General features: G+C 68.6%; 13 protein-coding genes and 2 tRNA genes. 13 read left to right on the forward strand and 2 right to left on the reverse strand.

The annotated features are described in order from the left end of the window. Positions 1–3: 3 nt before the first annotated feature. Together BN971_RS09510 and BN971_RS09515 are read left to right on the forward strand one after the other, a co-directional pair. Positions 4–813 (forward strand): Fpg/Nei family DNA glycosylase, encoded by an 810-nt coding sequence (locus BN971_RS09510; RefSeq protein ID WP_085183018.1) that lies wholly within the window; start codon positions 4–6, stop codon positions 811–813. An 85-nt stretch (positions 814–898) separates the two neighbouring features. Then, positions 899–1,141, forward strand: a complete 243-nt coding sequence (locus BN971_RS09515; protein ID WP_090349945.1) for an Mtp family mycobacterial-type pilin — start codon at positions 899–901, stop codon at positions 1,139–1,141. 67 nt (positions 1,142–1,208) lie between these two features. On the opposite strand, the gene BN971_RS09520 is transcribed toward BN971_RS09515, so the two are convergent. Continuing rightward, the gene (locus BN971_RS09520; RefSeq protein ID WP_085183016.1) at positions 1,209–2,399 is read right to left on the reverse strand and encodes a serine hydrolase domain-containing protein; all 1,191 of its coding nucleotides are present in this window, start codon (positions 2,397–2,399) and stop codon (positions 1,209–1,211) included. A gap of 31 nt (positions 2,400–2,430) precedes the next feature. Next, positions 2,431–2,501, reverse strand: a tRNA-Gly gene (locus BN971_RS09525). A 134-nt stretch (positions 2,502–2,635) separates the two neighbouring features. Here BN971_RS09525 and BN971_RS09530 point away from each other — a divergent pair. The 11 genes from BN971_RS09530 to BN971_RS09580 all read left to right on the forward strand — a co-directional run bounded on the left by BN971_RS09530 (position 2,636) and on the right by BN971_RS09580 (position 15,117). After that, positions 2,636–2,709: transfer RNA gene (locus BN971_RS09530), tRNA-Pro, on the forward strand. 70 nt (positions 2,710–2,779) lie between these two features. Next, positions 2,780–4,201: a trigger factor gene (tig, locus tag BN971_RS09535; RefSeq protein WP_169718659.1), complete on the forward strand. Its 1,422-nt coding sequence runs from the start codon at positions 2,780–2,782 to the stop codon at positions 4,199–4,201. Positions 4,202–4,329: 128 nt separating this feature from the next. Then, on the forward strand, positions 4,330–4,920 hold the full coding sequence (gene clpP1, locus BN971_RS09540; protein ID WP_085183014.1) for an ATP-dependent CLP protease proteolytic subunit ClpP1: 591 nt from the start codon (positions 4,330–4,332) through the stop codon (positions 4,918–4,920). Then, positions 4,917–5,552, forward strand: a complete 636-nt coding sequence (gene clpP2 / locus BN971_RS09545; RefSeq protein ID WP_085183013.1) for an ATP-dependent CLP protease proteolytic subunit ClpP2 — start codon at positions 4,917–4,919, stop codon at positions 5,550–5,552. The genes clpP1 and clpP2 overlap by 4 nt, the downstream gene beginning before the upstream one ends. A 300-nt stretch (positions 5,553–5,852) precedes the next feature. Beyond that, positions 5,853–7,133 (forward strand): ATP-dependent Clp protease ATP-binding subunit ClpX, encoded by a 1,281-nt coding sequence (gene clpX / locus BN971_RS09550; RefSeq protein WP_085183012.1) that lies wholly within the window; start codon positions 5,853–5,855, stop codon positions 7,131–7,133. A gap of 62 nt (positions 7,134–7,195) precedes the next feature. After that, complete coding sequence (locus BN971_RS09555) at positions 7,196–8,416, forward strand: MFS transporter (protein ID WP_090350049.1); 1,221 nt, start codon at positions 7,196–7,198, stop codon at positions 8,414–8,416. Positions 8,417–8,645: 229 nt separating this feature from the next. Next, positions 8,646–10,610 carry a 2-oxoacid:acceptor oxidoreductase subunit alpha gene (locus BN971_RS09560; RefSeq protein WP_085183010.1) on the forward strand — a complete coding sequence of 655 codons (1,965 nt, stop codon included), beginning with the start codon at positions 8,646–8,648 and terminating at the stop codon, positions 10,608–10,610. An 8-nt stretch (positions 10,611–10,618) separates the two neighbouring features. Further along, the gene (locus tag BN971_RS09565; RefSeq protein ID WP_090349947.1) at positions 10,619–11,698 is read left to right on the forward strand and encodes a 2-oxoacid:ferredoxin oxidoreductase subunit beta; all 1,080 of its coding nucleotides are present in this window, start codon (positions 10,619–10,621) and stop codon (positions 11,696–11,698) included. 1 nt (position 11,699) lies between these two features. Continuing rightward, entirely contained in the window at positions 11,700–12,326 is a 627-nt protein-coding gene (mobA, locus tag BN971_RS09570; RefSeq protein WP_085183008.1) for a molybdenum cofactor guanylyltransferase, read from the forward strand. 893 nt (positions 12,327–13,219) lie between these two features. After that, positions 13,220–13,780: a transglycosylase family protein gene (locus tag BN971_RS09575; protein ID WP_085183007.1), complete on the forward strand. Its 561-nt coding sequence runs from the start codon at positions 13,220–13,222 to the stop codon at positions 13,778–13,780. A gap of 80 nt (positions 13,781–13,860) precedes the next feature. Further along, positions 13,861–15,117: a saccharopine dehydrogenase family protein gene (locus BN971_RS09580; RefSeq protein ID WP_085183006.1), complete on the forward strand. Its 1,257-nt coding sequence runs from the start codon at positions 13,861–13,863 to the stop codon at positions 15,115–15,117. The last annotated feature ends 7 nt before the right edge of the window (positions 15,118–15,124 follow it).

Consider the following 15,124-nt stretch of genomic DNA (forward strand, 5'->3'; position numbering starts at 1 on the left):
CGGATGCCCGAAGGCCACACTCTGCACCGGCTGGCCCGGCTGCACCAACGCCGATTCGCCGGCGCCCCGGTCGCGGTGTCCAGCCCGCAGGGCCGGTTCGCCGGCGACGCGGTCGACGGCCGCGTGCTGCTGCGCACGAGCGCCTGGGGCAAGCACCTGTTTCACCACTACGAGCCGTTCGGAGGCGGGCCGATCGTGCACGTGCACCTCGGCCTCTACGGCGCGTTCACCGAGTGGAAGCGCCCCGACGGCGCGGCGTTGCCCGAACCGGTCGGGCAGGTGCGGATGCGGATGGTCGGCGCCGGCTACGGCACCGACCTGCGCGGCCCGACGGTGTGCGAAGTCGTCGACGAGGGCCAGGTCAGCGACGTCGTGGCCCGGCTGGGCCCCGACCCGTTGCGCGCCGACGCCGACCCCGCGCCGGCCTGGGCGCGAATCGCCAAGTCCCGCAGGCCGATCGGGGCGCTATTGATGGACCAGGCCGTCATCGCCGGGGTGGGCAACGTCTACCGCAGCGAGTTGCTCTTCCGCCACCGCATCGACCCATACCGGCCCGGCCGGGCGGTCGGTGAGGCCGAGTTCGCGGCGGCCTGGACCGACCTGGTGGCTCTGATGAAGATCGGCTTGCGTCGCGGCCAGATCGTGGTGGTCCGGCCCGAACACGACCACGGCCCGCCGTCATACCGGCCGGGGCGGCCCCGGACGTACGTCTACAGGCGCGCCGGCGAGCCGTGCCGGGTGTGCGGGACGCCCATCCTGACGGCGGTGCTGGAGGGCCGCAATGTGTTCTGGTGCCCGGCCTGCCAGGAGTGAGGTCGCCCGTAGCGACGGCGAAGTCGCTTGTTTGAGCGCACCGCCTTCGTGGGTATCGGTCTGGATTGTGAAAACTCTTCCACGTTTGGCCGCGACGGCTCTCGCGATCGGCGGGATGGGGCTGGCGGGCCTGGGCGTCGCCGCCGAGGCCCAGGCGCATCCCGGACCCTTCCCGCAGTGGTGCCCCGGTGACTACTGGGACCCGGGCTGGGGCAACAACTGGGACTGGAACAACTGCCATGACTGGCGCGGGGGACCGCCGCCTCCCCCCGGCTGGGGGCCCGGTGGACCCGGCGGCCCGCCGCCGCCGCCCGGCTGGCACCCCTGATCCCGGTACGCACAACCAAGCGCGCCCTGCCGTCCATCGGCAGGGCGCGTCTTTCTGGGCCGATCGTTCAGATGACTCCCCGCGCCGCGTACACAGCATTGCTGAGCGCGACGCTGCGCGGGTCCGCATTCGCCTTGGTGGCGTCGAAGCGATTGGTCACGTAGGCGTAGCCGATGCCGTGTTCGAGGTCGACGAATCCGAACGAGCCGCCGAGGCCGCCGTGGCCGAAGATCCCCGGGTTGGGCCCGTTGACGCGGCGCTGATTGAGCATGTAGCCCAGCCCCCAGCCGTGGTCGGCGACCCGGGGCCCGAGGACCAGGTCCGTGTCGAATCCGCCCTGGCACACGCGCACCAGGTCCATATGCTCGCGGCTGAGCAACTTCTCCTGGGCGAGCGCGTTGTAGAACGTCGCGAGCCCGAGCGCCGACACCTGGCCGTTGGTGCCGGGGAATTCCAGCTGGCGCCACAGCTGCAGGTCGTGGGAACCGAGCTCGTCGTCGGGAGCGAAGCCCATCGAGATCGACAGCGCGGCCTTGGGGTGCTCGGCCAGGTTGGTCGGATAAGCCGGGGCTTGCGCGTCGGCCAGCAGGTCGCGGGCGTGGGGCTTGTTCACCCGCTCGGCGCAGCGGCGCTGCTCGGCGGGGGCCAGCCCGATGTGGATGTCGGCGCCCACCGGTTCGGCGATCTCCGTCCGCAGGTAATGACCGACGCTCCGGCCGGTGACCCGGCGAAACACCTCGCCCAGGATGAAGCCGAACGTGGTCATGTGGTAGCCCTGCGCGGTGCCGGGCTCCCACCAGGGCTCGGCGGCGGCCAGCTGTTCGCAGACGTAATCCCAGTCGGCGACCTCTTCCCAGCGCAGCCGGGTGCGGGGCCCGATCACGCCGGACCGGTGGCCCAGCACCATGGCCAGCGTGATCGATTCCTTGCCCGCCTGCCCGAATTCGGGCCAGTAGCGGGCGATCGGCACGTGCAGGTCCAGCTCGCCGCGGTCGACCAGCTGATGGATGCAGGTGGCGGTCAGCGCCTTGGTCCCGGACAGCACCGTCGTCAGCGTGCTCTGCCGCCAGGGGCGGGTGCGGGCCGCGTCGGCCCAGCCGCCCCACAGGTTGACTGCCAGCGCGCCGTCCACCCACACGGCCACCGCGGCACCGACCTCCCGGCCCTGCGCGAAGTTGCGCTCGAAAGCGTGGCGCACCCCGATGAAGTCGGACACGCACGAGCCATGGATCGCGGCGTTCCCCTCGACGTCGCTCATGGTGCCTTTCTGCGAGCAGAAACGTGATCGGAGCGGGCGACGGGAATCGAACCCGCGTAGCTAGTTTGGAAGACTAGGGCTCTACCATTGAGCTACGCCCGCATGCATTAGTCGAGCGTGACTGTAGCTGGCGCTGAAGATCAAATCTAATCGATGCGGTCCTGTGATCGCCCCGTGAGGCCGCCCAGCCGGTGACGAACCTGGCGAGGTCGGGCCGTAGGATCGCGAGGTCAGCGCGGGGTGTAGCGCAGCTTGGTAGCGCATCCGCTTTGGGAGCGGAAGGCCGCAGGTTCAAATCCTGTCACCCCGACAAGTGCCGACCGCCCGCGCCGCTGACGCGGCCCACCGACAACCGGAAACGACCATCGAGGAGCACAGTCGTGAAGAGCACCGTCGAGCAGTTGAGCCCCACCCGCGTGCGCATCAACGTGGAGGTGCCCTTCACCGAGCTCGAGCCCGAGTTCCAGCGGGCCTATAAGGAGCTGGCCAAGCAGGTGCGGCTGCCCGGCTTCCGCCCCGGCAAGGCACCCGCGAAGTTACTGGAGGCCCGGGTCGGCCGCGAGGCGATGCTCGACCAGGTCGTCAACGAGGCCCTGCCGGCCCGCTACGGGCAGGCGGTGGCCGAATCGGAGGTCCACCCGCTCGGTCAGCCCGACATCGAGGTCACCAAGAAGGAGTACGGCCAGGACCTCGCCTTCACCGCCGAGGTCGACGTCCGCCCCAAGATGACGCTGCCCGACCTGAGCGCGCTGCAGGTCAGCGTCGACCCGGTGGCCGTCACCGACGAGGACGTCGAGGCCGAGCTGGAGTCGCTGCGCGCCCGCTTCGGCACCCTGACCGGTGTGGACCGGCCGGTCGCCGACGGTGACTTCGTCTCGATCGACCTGTCGGCCACCGTCGACGGCGAGGAGGTGCCGGGGGCGGCCGCCCAGGGACTGTCCCACGAGGTGGGCTCCGGCCGGCTCATCGCGGGCCTGGACGAGGCGCTGCTCGGCCTGTCCGTCGACGAATCCCGCGAGTTCACCGCGAAGCTCGCGACGGGTGAGCACGCCGGCAAGGACGCTCAGGTCACCGTGACCGTCAAGTCGATCAAGGAGCGGCAGCTGCCGGAGCCCGACGACGAATTCGCCCAGTTGGCCAGCGAGTTCGACACGATCGAGGAGCTGCGGTCCAACCTGCGCGAGCAGGTGGCGCGCGTCAAGCGGGCCCAGCAGGCCGAGCAGATCCGCGACGCCACGCTCGAAGCCCTGCTCGAGCAGGTGGACGTGCCGTTGCCCGAGGCGATCGTGGCGGCCCAGGTCGACAGCGCGGTGCACAACGCGCTGCATGGCCTCGACCACGACGACGCCAAGCTCGACGAGGCGCTCGCCGAGCAGGGCACCACGCGCGAGCAGTTCGAGGCCGACGCGCGCACGGCCGCCGAGTCCGACGTCAAGCGACAACTGCTGCTCGACGCGCTGGCCGACGAGCTGGACGTCCAGGTGGGCCAGGAGGACCTGACCGAGCGCCTCCTGATGACGTCCCGGCAGTACGGCATCGAGCCTCAGCAGCTGTTCGGCTACCTGCAGGAGAACAACCAGCTGGCGGCCATGTACGCCGACGTGCGCCGCGGCCTGGCCGTCGCCGCGGCGGTGGAGGCGGCGACGGTCACCGACACCGACGGCAACACCGTCGACACCAGCGAGTTCTTCGGGAGGCGGGGTCCGGCCGGGGGAGCCGCCCAAGAAGCCCCCCAAGCCCGGGAAGACGCCCAGGCGGAGGACGAAGCCGGGCCGGAGGAGACCGCGGACGCGGCGGAGTGACGCCCCCGTGACGCTGTGAGCGAAAGCGGGCGTCCGTAGGGGCGGCGGGGCCGCCAAACCCAGCGGCCGTTGGTTAGGGTCGGAGCATAGAAGAACTCGAGAAAGCAGGTAACCCAGTCGTGACTGACATGCGTTCGCCCTCGCAGGGTCTCACCCTCACGGACTCGGTCTATGAGCGCTTGCTGTCCGAGCGCATCATCTTCCTGGGTTCGGAGGTCAACGACGAGGTCGCCAATCGGCTGTGCGCGCAGATCTTGCTGCTCGCCGCCGAGGACGCCGACAAGGACATCAACCTCTACATCAACTCCCCCGGGGGGTCGATCAGCGCCGGCATGGCGATCTACGACACCATGGTCCTGGCGCCCTGCGACATCGCCACCTACGCGATGGGCATGGCCGCGTCGATGGGCGAGTTCCTGCTCGCGGCCGGCACCAAGGGCAAGCGCTACGCCCTGCCGCACGCCCGCATCCTGATGCACCAGCCGCTGGGCGGGGTCACGGGCAGCGCGGCCGACATCGCCATCCAGGCCGAGCAGTTCGCGGTGATCAAGAAGGAGATGTTCCGGCTGAACGCCGAGTTCACCGGCCAGCCGATCGAACGCATCGAGATCGACTCCGACCGCGACCGCTGGTTCACGGCCCCCGAGGCGCTCGAATACGGGTTCGTCGACCACATCATCACCCGCGCCGCCCACATCACCAACGGAGAAGCCCAGTGAATCCTCAGACCCAGCCTCAGGCGCGCTACATCCTGCCGTCGTTCATCGAGCACTCCAGCTTCGGCGTCAAGGAATCCAACCCCTACAACAAGCTGTTCGAGGAGCGCATCATCTTCCTCGGCGTGCAGGTGGACGACGCGTCGGCGAACGACATCATGGCCCAGCTGCTCGTGTTGGAGTCGCTGGACCCGGACCGCGACATCACCATGTACATCAACTCCCCCGGCGGCGGCTTCACCTCGTTGATGGCGATCTACGACACCATGCAGTACGTGCGGGCCGACATCCAGACGGTGTGCCTGGGCCAGGCGGCGTCGGCCGCGGCGGTGTTGCTGGCCGCGGGGACGCCCGGCAAGCGCATGGCCCTGCCCAACGCGCGCGTGCTCATCCACCAGCCGTCGCTGTCGGGCGTGATCCAGGGCCAGTTCTCCGACCTGGAGATCCAGGCCGCCGAGATCGAGCGGATGCGCACCCTGATGGAGACCACGCTGGCCCACCACACCGGCAGGGACGCCGCGACCATCCGCAAGGACACCGACCGGGACAAGATCCTCACCGCGGAAGAGGCCAAGGACTACGGGATCATCGACACCGTCCTGGAGTACCGCAAGCTGTCGGCTCAAACCGCCTGAGGCGCATCGGCCCTGACGCCGGCGCGCTCGTCGCGCCGGCGGGACACCGGCCAGACGGCGTCGGTCCTATAACGACCACGACACGCCAGAGACACCGAAAGCGCGCCTTACGCCCGTGGCGGGCGCCGTGTGGCTATATGTTCAGACGGAAGAGGCATGAACGCCCCGCCAATTCCCGCAAATATCAGGGACGCGATTCGTCGTTATTGGTCGCGTCGGGGCCGATCTAGCGGGTAGCGTCGGGGGATACATGCGGGGAGAGCAACACCAACGGCGATCAGGAAGTAGGCCCTCAGCACCATGGCGCGCATCGGAGACGGCGGTGACCTGCTGAAGTGCTCGTTCTGCGGGAAGAGCCAGAAGCAAGTCAAGAAACTCATTGCTGGCCCCGGTGTGTACATCTGTGATGAATGCATCGATCTCTGCAACGAGATCATCGAAGAGGAGCTCGCCGACGCCGACGACGTCAAGCTCGACGAACTGCCCAAGCCGGTCGAGATCCGGGAGTTCCTCGAGGGATACGTCATCGGGCAGGACACCGCCAAGCGGACGCTGGCGGTCGCGGTCTACAACCACTACAAGCGGATTCAGGCGGGCGAGAAGGGTCGCGACTCCCGGCACGAGCCGGTCGAGCTGACCAAGTCCAACATCCTGATGCTCGGCCCGACCGGCTGCGGAAAGACCTACCTGGCCCAGACCCTCGCCAAGATGCTCAACGTGCCGTTCGCCATCGCCGACGCCACCGCGCTCACCGAGGCCGGGTACGTCGGCGAGGACGTCGAGAACATTCTGCTCAAGCTGATCCAGGCCGCCGACTACGACGTCAAACGCGCCGAGACCGGCATCATCTACATCGACGAGGTCGACAAGATCGCGCGCAAGAGCGAGAACCCGTCGATCACCCGCGACGTCTCCGGCGAGGGCGTCCAGCAGGCCCTGCTGAAGATCCTCGAGGGCACCCAGGCGTCGGTGCCCCCGCAGGGCGGCCGCAAGCACCCGCACCAGGAGTTCATCCAGATCGACACCACCAACGTCCTGTTCATCGTCGCGGGGGCGTTCGCCGGCCTGGAGAAGATCATTTACGAGCGCGTCGGCAAGCGCGGCCTGGGCTTCGGCGCCGAGGTCCGCTCCAAGGCGGAGATCGACACCACCGACCACTTCTCCGACGTCATGCCCGAGGACCTGATCAAGTTCGGGCTGATCCCCGAGTTCATCGGCCGGCTGCCGGTCGTCGCCTCGGTCACCAACCTGGACAAGGAATCCCTCGTGAAGATCCTGTCCGAGCCAAAGAATGCCCTGGTCAAGCAGTACACCCGGCTTTTCGAGATGGACGGCGTGGAGCTGGAGTTCTCCGACGACGCGCTGGAAGCGATCGCCGACCAGGCGATCCACCGCGGCACGGGCGCCCGGGGCCTGCGGGCCATCATGGAAGAGGTCCTGCTGCCCGTCATGTACGACATCCCGAGCCGCGACGACGTCGCCAAGGTCGTGGTGACCAAGGAGACCGTGCAGGACAACGTGCTGCCGACGATCGTGCCGCGCAAGCCGTCGCGCGCCGAGCGCCGCGACAAGAGCGCCTAGCGCCTCACTGATTGCGGCGTAGAACTCTGCGCTGAAGCCGCGTGTCGAGCGCCCCTGACCGCATCGTCGCCGCGCCGCGCCGGGTGGCGCACGCCCTGGATCTCGTCAACTTTTTGCTCGCCGACGTGCGCGACGGGTTGGGTCCCTATCTCTCGATCTACCTGCTACTGGCCCACCACTGGGACCAGGCGTCGATCGGTTTCGTCATGGCGGTGGGCGGTATCGGCGCGATCATCGCCCAGGCCCCGGCGGGGGCGATCGTGGACCGGACGAGGGCCAAGCGCGCGCTGATCATCGTTGGCGCACTGACGATCACGGCGGGATCGCTGGCGATGCCGCTGTTTCCCGGGTTCTACTCGATCTCGGTGTTGCAGGCGCTCACCGGGATCGCCGGTTCGGTTTTCGCGCCTGCGCTGGCGGCGATCACCTTGGGCATCGTCGGCCGTCGGCACTTCTCCCGGCGAATCGGGAGGAACGAGTCGTTCAACCACGCGGGCAATGCGTCGGCCGCCGCCATCACCGGTGGCCTGGCCTACTTCTTCGGCCCGGCCGTGGTGTTCTGGGTGCTCGCCGTCATGGCGGCCAGCAGTGTCGCGGCCACCCTGTGGATCCCGCGCAACGCGATCGACCATGATGTGGCCCGCGGGATGGACCACACGGCGGGGGAGCCGCACCGGCAACCGTCGAGGCTGTCGGTGCTGCTGCACAACCGGCGGCTGATGGTCTTCGCGGCAACCGTCGTCGCGTTCCACTTCGCCAACGCGGCCATGCTGCCGCTGGTCGGACAGCTCTTGGCGCTGCACAACAAGGACGTCGGGACCGCGTTGATGGCGGGCTGCATCGTGGCAGCGCAGATCGTCATGGTCCCGGCCGCCTACCTGGCAGGAGCGAAAGCCGATGCGTGGGGCCGCAAACCCATCTTCCTGCTCGCCTTCGCGGTCTTGGCCGCCCGCGGCTTCCTCTACACGCTGTCCGACAACTCGTATTGGCTGGTCGGCGTCCAGCTGCTGGACGGCGTCGGGGCCGGCGTGTTCGGGGCGCTGTTTCCCCTGGTCGTCCAGGACGTGACGCACGGGACCGGCCGGTTCAACGTCAGCCTGGGCGCGGTGACCGCCGCGACGGGCATCGGCGCCGCGGTCTCCAACCTCGTTGCGGGCTCCATCGTGGTCGCGGCGGGCTACGACGCGGCCTTCGCCAGCCTCGGTGCGATCGCGGCGGCGGGCTTCGTCTTGTATCTGACCGCGATGCCGGAGACGGCCGCCGCGTCCGGCCCACGGACGTGACCAACGCCACAGTTTTGCAACTTACCCATCAGTACACGTCCCTGACTTCGGCTTTTGAGTTCAAATTAACCGTGTGTGCTGCGCCGGAGTTGGCTATGCACGCTAACAAACAGTGCCATAATCGGTACCGCCAGTGACATGCAACCGTGAGGCCGGGGAGTCACTTCAACGGCGCGTAACCTGGAGCTACGCGGAGTGCCAGTCCGGTGAACAAGTGGAGGGCTGAAACGTGGATCCGAACGGCAGCGGCGCCGGATCGAAGTCCCACGAGTCGAATTCGAATAACGGGTCCGGCCGTCAGCGCCTTGAACAGGTCGTCATCCGCTTCGCGGGGGACTCTGGGGACGGCATGCAGCTCACCGGCGACCGATTCACCTCGGAGGCGGCGCTTTTCGGCAACGACCTCGCGACCCAGCCGAATTACCCCGCCGAAATCCGTGCCCCCGCAGGCACTTTGCCCGGGGTTTCGTCCTTCCAGATCCAAATCGCCGACCACGACATCCTGACGGCCGGGGACCGGCCCGACGTCCTGGTCGCGATGAACCCGGCCGCGCTCAAGTCAAACCTCGGCGACCTGCCGCGCGGCGGGATGGTGATCGCCAACTCCGACGAGTTCACCAAGCGCAACCTGACCAAGGTCGGCTACGTCACCAATCCGCTCGAGTCCGATGAGTTGTCCGACTACGTCGTGCATTCCGTAGCCATGACCACGCTGACGCTCGGCGCGGTCGAGGCGATCGGCGCCTCGAAGAAGGACGGCCAGCGCGCCAAGAACATGTTCGCCCTCGGGCTGCTGTCGTGGATGTATGGCCGGCCGATCCAGACTTCCGAGCGGTTCATCAGGGAGAAGTTCGCCCGCAAACCCGACGTCGCCGAGGCTAACGTGCTGGCACTCAAGGCCGGCTGGAACTACGGCGAGACGACGGAGGCGTTCGGCACTACCTACGAGGTCAGCCGGGCGAAGCTGCCCGCCGGGGAGTACCGCCAGATCTCGGGCAACACCGCACTGGCCTACGGGATCGTCGCGGCGGGGCAGCTGGCCGGTATTCCGGTTGTGCTGGGCAGCTACCCGATCACGCCCGCGTCGGACATCCTGCACGAACTGTCCAAGCACAAGAACTTCGACGTGATCACCTTCCAGGCCGAAGACGAGATTGGCGGCATCTGCGCGGCGCTCGGGGCGTCCTACGGCGGGGCGCTGGGCGTCACCAGCACGTCCGGGCCGGGTGTGTCGCTGAAATCCGAAGCGCTCGGCCTCGGGGTGATGACCGAACTGCCGCTGCTGGTCATCGACGTGCAGCGCGGCGGCCCCTCGACCGGCCTGCCCACCAAGACCGAGCAGGCCGACCTGCTTCAGGCGCTCTACGGCCGCAACGGCGAGTCGCCGGTGGCGGTGCTGGCGCCGCGGTCACCGGCCGACTGCTTCGAGACCGCACTGGAGGCGGTCCGCATCGCGGTCTCCTATCACACCCCGGTGATCCTGTTGTCCGACGGCGCGATCGCCAACGGCTCGGAGCCCTGGCGGATCCCGGACGTCGGCTCGCTGGCGCCCATCACGCACACCTTCGCCAAGCCGGACGAGCCCTTCCAGCCCTACAACCGCGACCCCGAGACGCTGGCCCGCCAGTTCGCCGTCCCGGGCACCCCCGGCCTGGAGCACCGCATCGGCGGCCTGGAAGCCGCGAACGGCTCGGGCAACATCTCCTACGAGCCGGTCAACCACGACCTGATGGTGCGGTTGCGCCAGGCCAAGATCGACGGCATCTCCGTGCCCGATCTGGAGGTCGACGACCCGACCGGGGACGCCGAGCTGCTGCTGATCGGCTGGGGCAGCTCCTACGGCCCGATCGGGGAGGCCTGCCGGCGCGCCCGGCGCCGGGGCGTCAAGGTGGCCCACGCCCACCTGCGCTATCTGAGCCCCTTCCCGGCGAACCTGGGCGACGTGCTGCGGCATTACCCGCAGGTGGTCGCCCCCGAAATGAACCTCGGTCAGCTGGCGTTTTTGCTGCGCGGCAAGTACTTGGTGGACGTGCAATCGGTCACGAAGGTCCAGGGTGTCTCCTTCCTCGCCGACGAAATCGGCCGGGTCATCCGGGCCGCGCTGGCCGGGTCGCTGGCCGACATCGAACAAGACAAGACAATGGTCGCCCGGATGTCGGCGGCAACGGTTGGAGCGGGAGCTAGCGAATCGTGACTGACGTGATGGGCAATTTGGTGGGCACGGACCTCGGCCTGGAGGCGAGGCTGACCAAAAACGACGGCGTGCCCACCACCGACCAGCCGCAGAAGGCCAAGGACTTCACCAGCGACCAGGAGGTCCGCTGGTGCCCCGGCTGCGGTGACTACGTCATCCTCAACACGATCCGGAACTTCCTGCCCGAGCTCGGGTTACGGCGCGAGAACATCGTGTTCATCAGCGGCATCGGCTGTTCCAGCCGGTTCCCGTATTACCTGGAGACCTACGGGTTCCACTCGATCCACGGCCGCGCCCCGGCGATCGCGACCGGCCTGGCGCTCGCCCGCGAGGACCTGTCGGTGTGGGTCGTGACCGGCGACGGCGACGCGTTGTCGATCGGCGGCAATCACCTGATCCACGCGCTGCGCCGCAACGTCAACATCACGATCCTGCTGTTCAACAACCGCATCTACGGCCTGACCAAGGGTCAGTACTCGCCGACGTCGGAGGTCGGCAAGGTGACCAAGTCGACGCCGATGGGGTCGCTGGACCACCCGTTCAACCCGGTGTCCCTGGCGCTGGGCGCCGAGGCGACGTTCGTCGGCCGCGCGCTGGACTCCGACCGCAACGGCCTGTCCGAGGTGCTGCGTGCCGCGGCCGAGCACCGCGGTGCGGCGCTGGTCGAAATCCTGCAGGACTGCCCGATCTTCAACGACGGATCGTTCGACGCGCTGCGCAAGGAGGGCGCCGAGGAGCGGTTGATCAACGTCCGCCACGGTGAGCCGATCGTGTTCGGCGCCAACGGTGAGTACTGCGTGGTCAGGTCGGGCTTCGGCCTGGATGTGGCCAAGACGGCCGACGTCGCCGTCGACGAGATCGTCGTGCACGACGCCCACGCGGACGACTCGGCCTACGCCTTCGCGCTCTCGCGCCTGTCGGACCAGAACCTCGAGCACACGGTGCTGGGGATCTTCCGCAACATCAACCGGCCCACCTACGACGACGCGGCGCGCTCCCAGGTCCACGCCGCCCAGGCGTCGCGCCCGTCGGACACCGCCGCGCTGCAGTCGCTGCTGCGTGGCCGCGACACCTGGACCGTCGACTGAGATGGCCGATTCGGTGCCCGACGCAGCTGCACTGGCCGGGGCGATTCTCGCCGGCGGCGCCTCCCGGCGCATGGGTCGTGACAAGGCCGGCATGCCGATCCCCGGATCGTCGTCGGACGGTTCGGGTCCCACGACGATGGCCGAGCGCATGGTCGAGATCCTCAGCCAGCGCTGCGACCCCGTTTTCGTGATGGCCGCCCAGGGGCAGCCGCTCCCCGACCTGCGGGCCAAGATCATCCGCGACGAGTTGCGCGGCCTGGGACCCCTGCCGGCGACCGGGCGGGCCCTGCGGGCGGCCGCCGAGGCGGGCGCGCGGTACGCGTTCGTGTGCGCTGTGGACATGCCGTTCCTGGCCGTCGAGCTCATCGACGACCTCGCCCGCCGCGCGGTCGAGACCGGCGCGGAGGTGGTGCTGCCGTGGGACGGCCAGGACCACTACCTGGCCGCGGTCTACCGCACCGACCTGGCCGACCGCGTCGACGCGCTGGTCGCCGCCGGAGAGCGCAAGATGCGCACCCTGGTCGTCAGGTCGGACGCCCAACGCATCGTCACGCTGGACTCCGGGGCCTCGAGGTGGCTGACCAACGTCAACACCGAGGCGGACCTGCGCGCGCTGGTCGGGGCCTGAAGCCGACCCGTCTCTTGCCGCGCCGACCGCGGGCGCGCTGAAGTTTCCCCGCTTTAATTTGCCTGTTCAGGGCTCCCCGTCTTGTCGTTATTTGTTGCTCAAATAATCGCTGGCCGCAAATTTCTGTTATTTGCCACACATTATTTTGCAAGTGTGATCCGAATGGCAGTGCGCAGCCTCTTTGGCGACCGACCACTCGATCCGAGCGAACCGGAAGGCCACGGCCGGACGCCGTTTCTCGCCTGCGCTGGCCGTGGAACCAATTGCCTTGGGGGCAAGCATATTTCGTTGGAGTCAACAAATAATATTGGGCAACAACGGGTTTCGGTTGCGGGTGAAGACGGTCGCCGCGGTGGCGCGAATCGCGCGAATAGCGTTGTAGGCGAGAGTATTTCGCTGGCATACCGTCATCCCCGCAGGCGTGCGGCGGGGCGGATGAATCTGCGGCAGGAAACCGTGTCGCGGCTCACAAAATGTACGTGATTCGGCTCACGATTGGATTCCTTTCGCGGGACTCGGTTACCGCGCGCAAATCACTCGCTGACCTGCGCCGCGATTGCGTGAACGCGGCGTGATCGCCTCGTTACCTGCCCGAGATATGCCTGTTTCCGAAGATGACGAATGGAACGCCGTCTCGTACGGTCCCTGTTAGCCCGAAACGGGTTACCGAAAAGTTATCAAAATTGAATCCGAACGGATCCGCGTGTGAGCGGGGGCGCGGACGCCGACAGACCGGTCCGCGGCCCGGGGCCAGGCCCCGCCGGGCGCATCAACGCCCGCCGCTGTCGTGCCCGAAAGAACGGCACGCCCCGAAGCACCATTCCGCACCAAGCAACCACTCCAGCCCGCCGCCGCGGGCTTGCTTCGGCGCGCGCACCGCGAAAGGAAAGATATTGAAGAACGTCCGCAAGACGCTCATGCTCGCCGCCATCACCGGGACGCTGGTCACCATGCCGTCGGCGACCGCCACGGCTCAGCCGATGGGAATCGACCCCAACTCCGCTCCCGCCGGGCAGGGCCCGGACGCGCCGCCGGCACCCCCGGCACCGGATGCGCCGGCCCCGGTGGGCTTTGACCCCAACGTGCCGCCGCCGCCCCCGGTTCCGGACGCGCTGGCGCCGGTAGACGCTCCGCCGCCGCCTCCGGCTCCGGCGGGCTTTGACCCCAACGTGCCGCCGCCCCCGGCGCCGGACGCCCCGCCGCCTCCGCCGGCCCATAAGGCGTACAGCGTCAACTGGGACGCCATCGCGCAGTGCGAGTCGGGCGGCAACTGGGGCATCAGCACGGGTAACGGCTTCGCGGGCGGCCTGCAGTTCACGTCGAGCACCTGGCACGCCAACGGCGGCGCGGGCTCGCCGGCCAGCGCCAGCCGCGAGGAGCAGATCCGGGTCGCCGAGAACGTCCTGCACAGCCAGGGCATCGGCGCCTGGCCGGTCTGCGGGCGTCGCGGCTGACCGACCGCCGTACAGCTACACGTGGTGCCGGGCTTTTGGCCCGGCACCACGTGTAGCGGGGTCGGGTAGCGTCGAAACCCGTGACCGATACGCCGCGCGAATTCGACATTGTGCTGTACGGGGCCACCGGCTTCGTCGGCAAGCTCACCGCCGAGTACCTGGCGAATGCGGGGGGCGACGCGCGGATCGCGCTGGCCGGCCGGTCGACCGAGCGCCTGGGCGCCGTCCGCGACGCCCTGGGCGAGTCCGCGCGGTCCTGGCCCCTCGTCGCCGCCGACGCCGCCTCGCCGTCGACGCTGGGCGAGATGGCCGCCCGCACCCGGGTTGTCATCACGACGGTCGGCCCGTACACGCGCTACGGGCTGCCGCTGGTGGCCGCGTGCGCCGCCGCCGGCACCGACTACGCCGACCTGACCGGCGAGGCGCCGTTCATCCGCGAGAGCATCGACTCCTATCACAAGCAGGCCGCCGACACCGGCGCGCGCATCGTTCATTCTTGCGGGTTTGACTCCGTGCCTTCGGATTTGAGTGTGTACGCGCTCTACCGGGCGGCCCGCGACGACGGCGCCGGCGAGTTGCTGGCGACCGACTTCGTGGTGCGTTCCTTCTCGGGCGGGGTATCCGGCGGTACCGTCGCGTCGATGCTCGAGGTGTTGGACGCCGCCTCCGGCGATCCGGAGATCCGGCGCCAGCTTGCCGACCCGTACACGTTGAGTACCGATCGCGCCGCCGAACCGGAACTCGGGCGCCAGCCCGATCTGCCGCTGCGCCGTGGTCGCCAGATCGCGCCGGAACTGGCCGGTGATTGGACTGCCGGATTCATGATGGCGCCGGTGAACACGCGAATTGTGCGCCGCAGCAACGCATTACTTGACTGGGCTTATGGCCGGCAGTTCCGCTACACCGAAAGCATGAGCCTGGGATCCTCCCCGCTGGCGCCCCTGGCATCGGCCGTCGTCGGCGGGGTCGGCAACGCAACGTTCGGATTGGGCAGCCGCTACTTCCGGGTGCTGCCGCGCCGCCTGGTGGAGCGGGTCGTCCCCAAGCCGGGCACCGGTCCCAGCGAGCGGACCCGCGAGCGCGGCTACTACCGCATCGAGACCTACACCACCACGTCGACCGGTGCCCGCTACGTGGCCCGCATGGAACAGCGGGGCGACCCCGGCTACAAGGCGACCTCGGTGCTGCTGGGCGAGTCCGGCCTTGCGCTCGCGCTGGACCGCGACAAGCTAACCGACCTGCGCGGCGTGCTGACCCCCGCGGCCGCGATGGGGGACGCGCTGCTGGAGCGATTCCGGGCCGCCGGTGTCACCCTGAAGACCGAACGGTTGACCTGACCGGCGT

It is taken from the genome of Mycobacterium bohemicum DSM 44277, from assembly GCF_001053185.1.
Lineage (GTDB): Bacteria > Actinomycetota > Actinomycetes > Mycobacteriales > Mycobacteriaceae > Mycobacterium > Mycobacterium bohemicum.

What these genes read in the sequence shown, in the direction of transcription:
- BN971_RS09510 (WP_085183018.1), top strand. Translation starts at nt 4, where the DNA reads ATGCCCGAAGGCCACACTCTGCACCGGCTGGCCCGGCTGCACCAACGC.
- BN971_RS09520 (WP_085183016.1), bottom strand. Translation starts at nt 2,399, where the DNA reads ATGAGCGACGTCGAGGGGAACGCCGCGATCCATGGCTCGTGCGTGTCC.
- clpP1 (WP_085183014.1), top strand. Translation starts at nt 4,330, where the DNA reads ATGCGTTCGCCCTCGCAGGGTCTCACCCTCACGGACTCGGTCTATGAG.
- clpX (WP_085183012.1), top strand. Translation starts at nt 5,853, where the DNA reads ATGGCGCGCATCGGAGACGGCGGTGACCTGCTGAAGTGCTCGTTCTGC.
- BN971_RS09565 (WP_090349947.1), top strand. Translation starts at nt 10,619, where the DNA reads ATGGGCAATTTGGTGGGCACGGACCTCGGCCTGGAGGCGAGGCTGACC.
- mobA (WP_085183008.1), top strand. Translation starts at nt 11,700, where the DNA reads ATGGCCGATTCGGTGCCCGACGCAGCTGCACTGGCCGGGGCGATTCTC.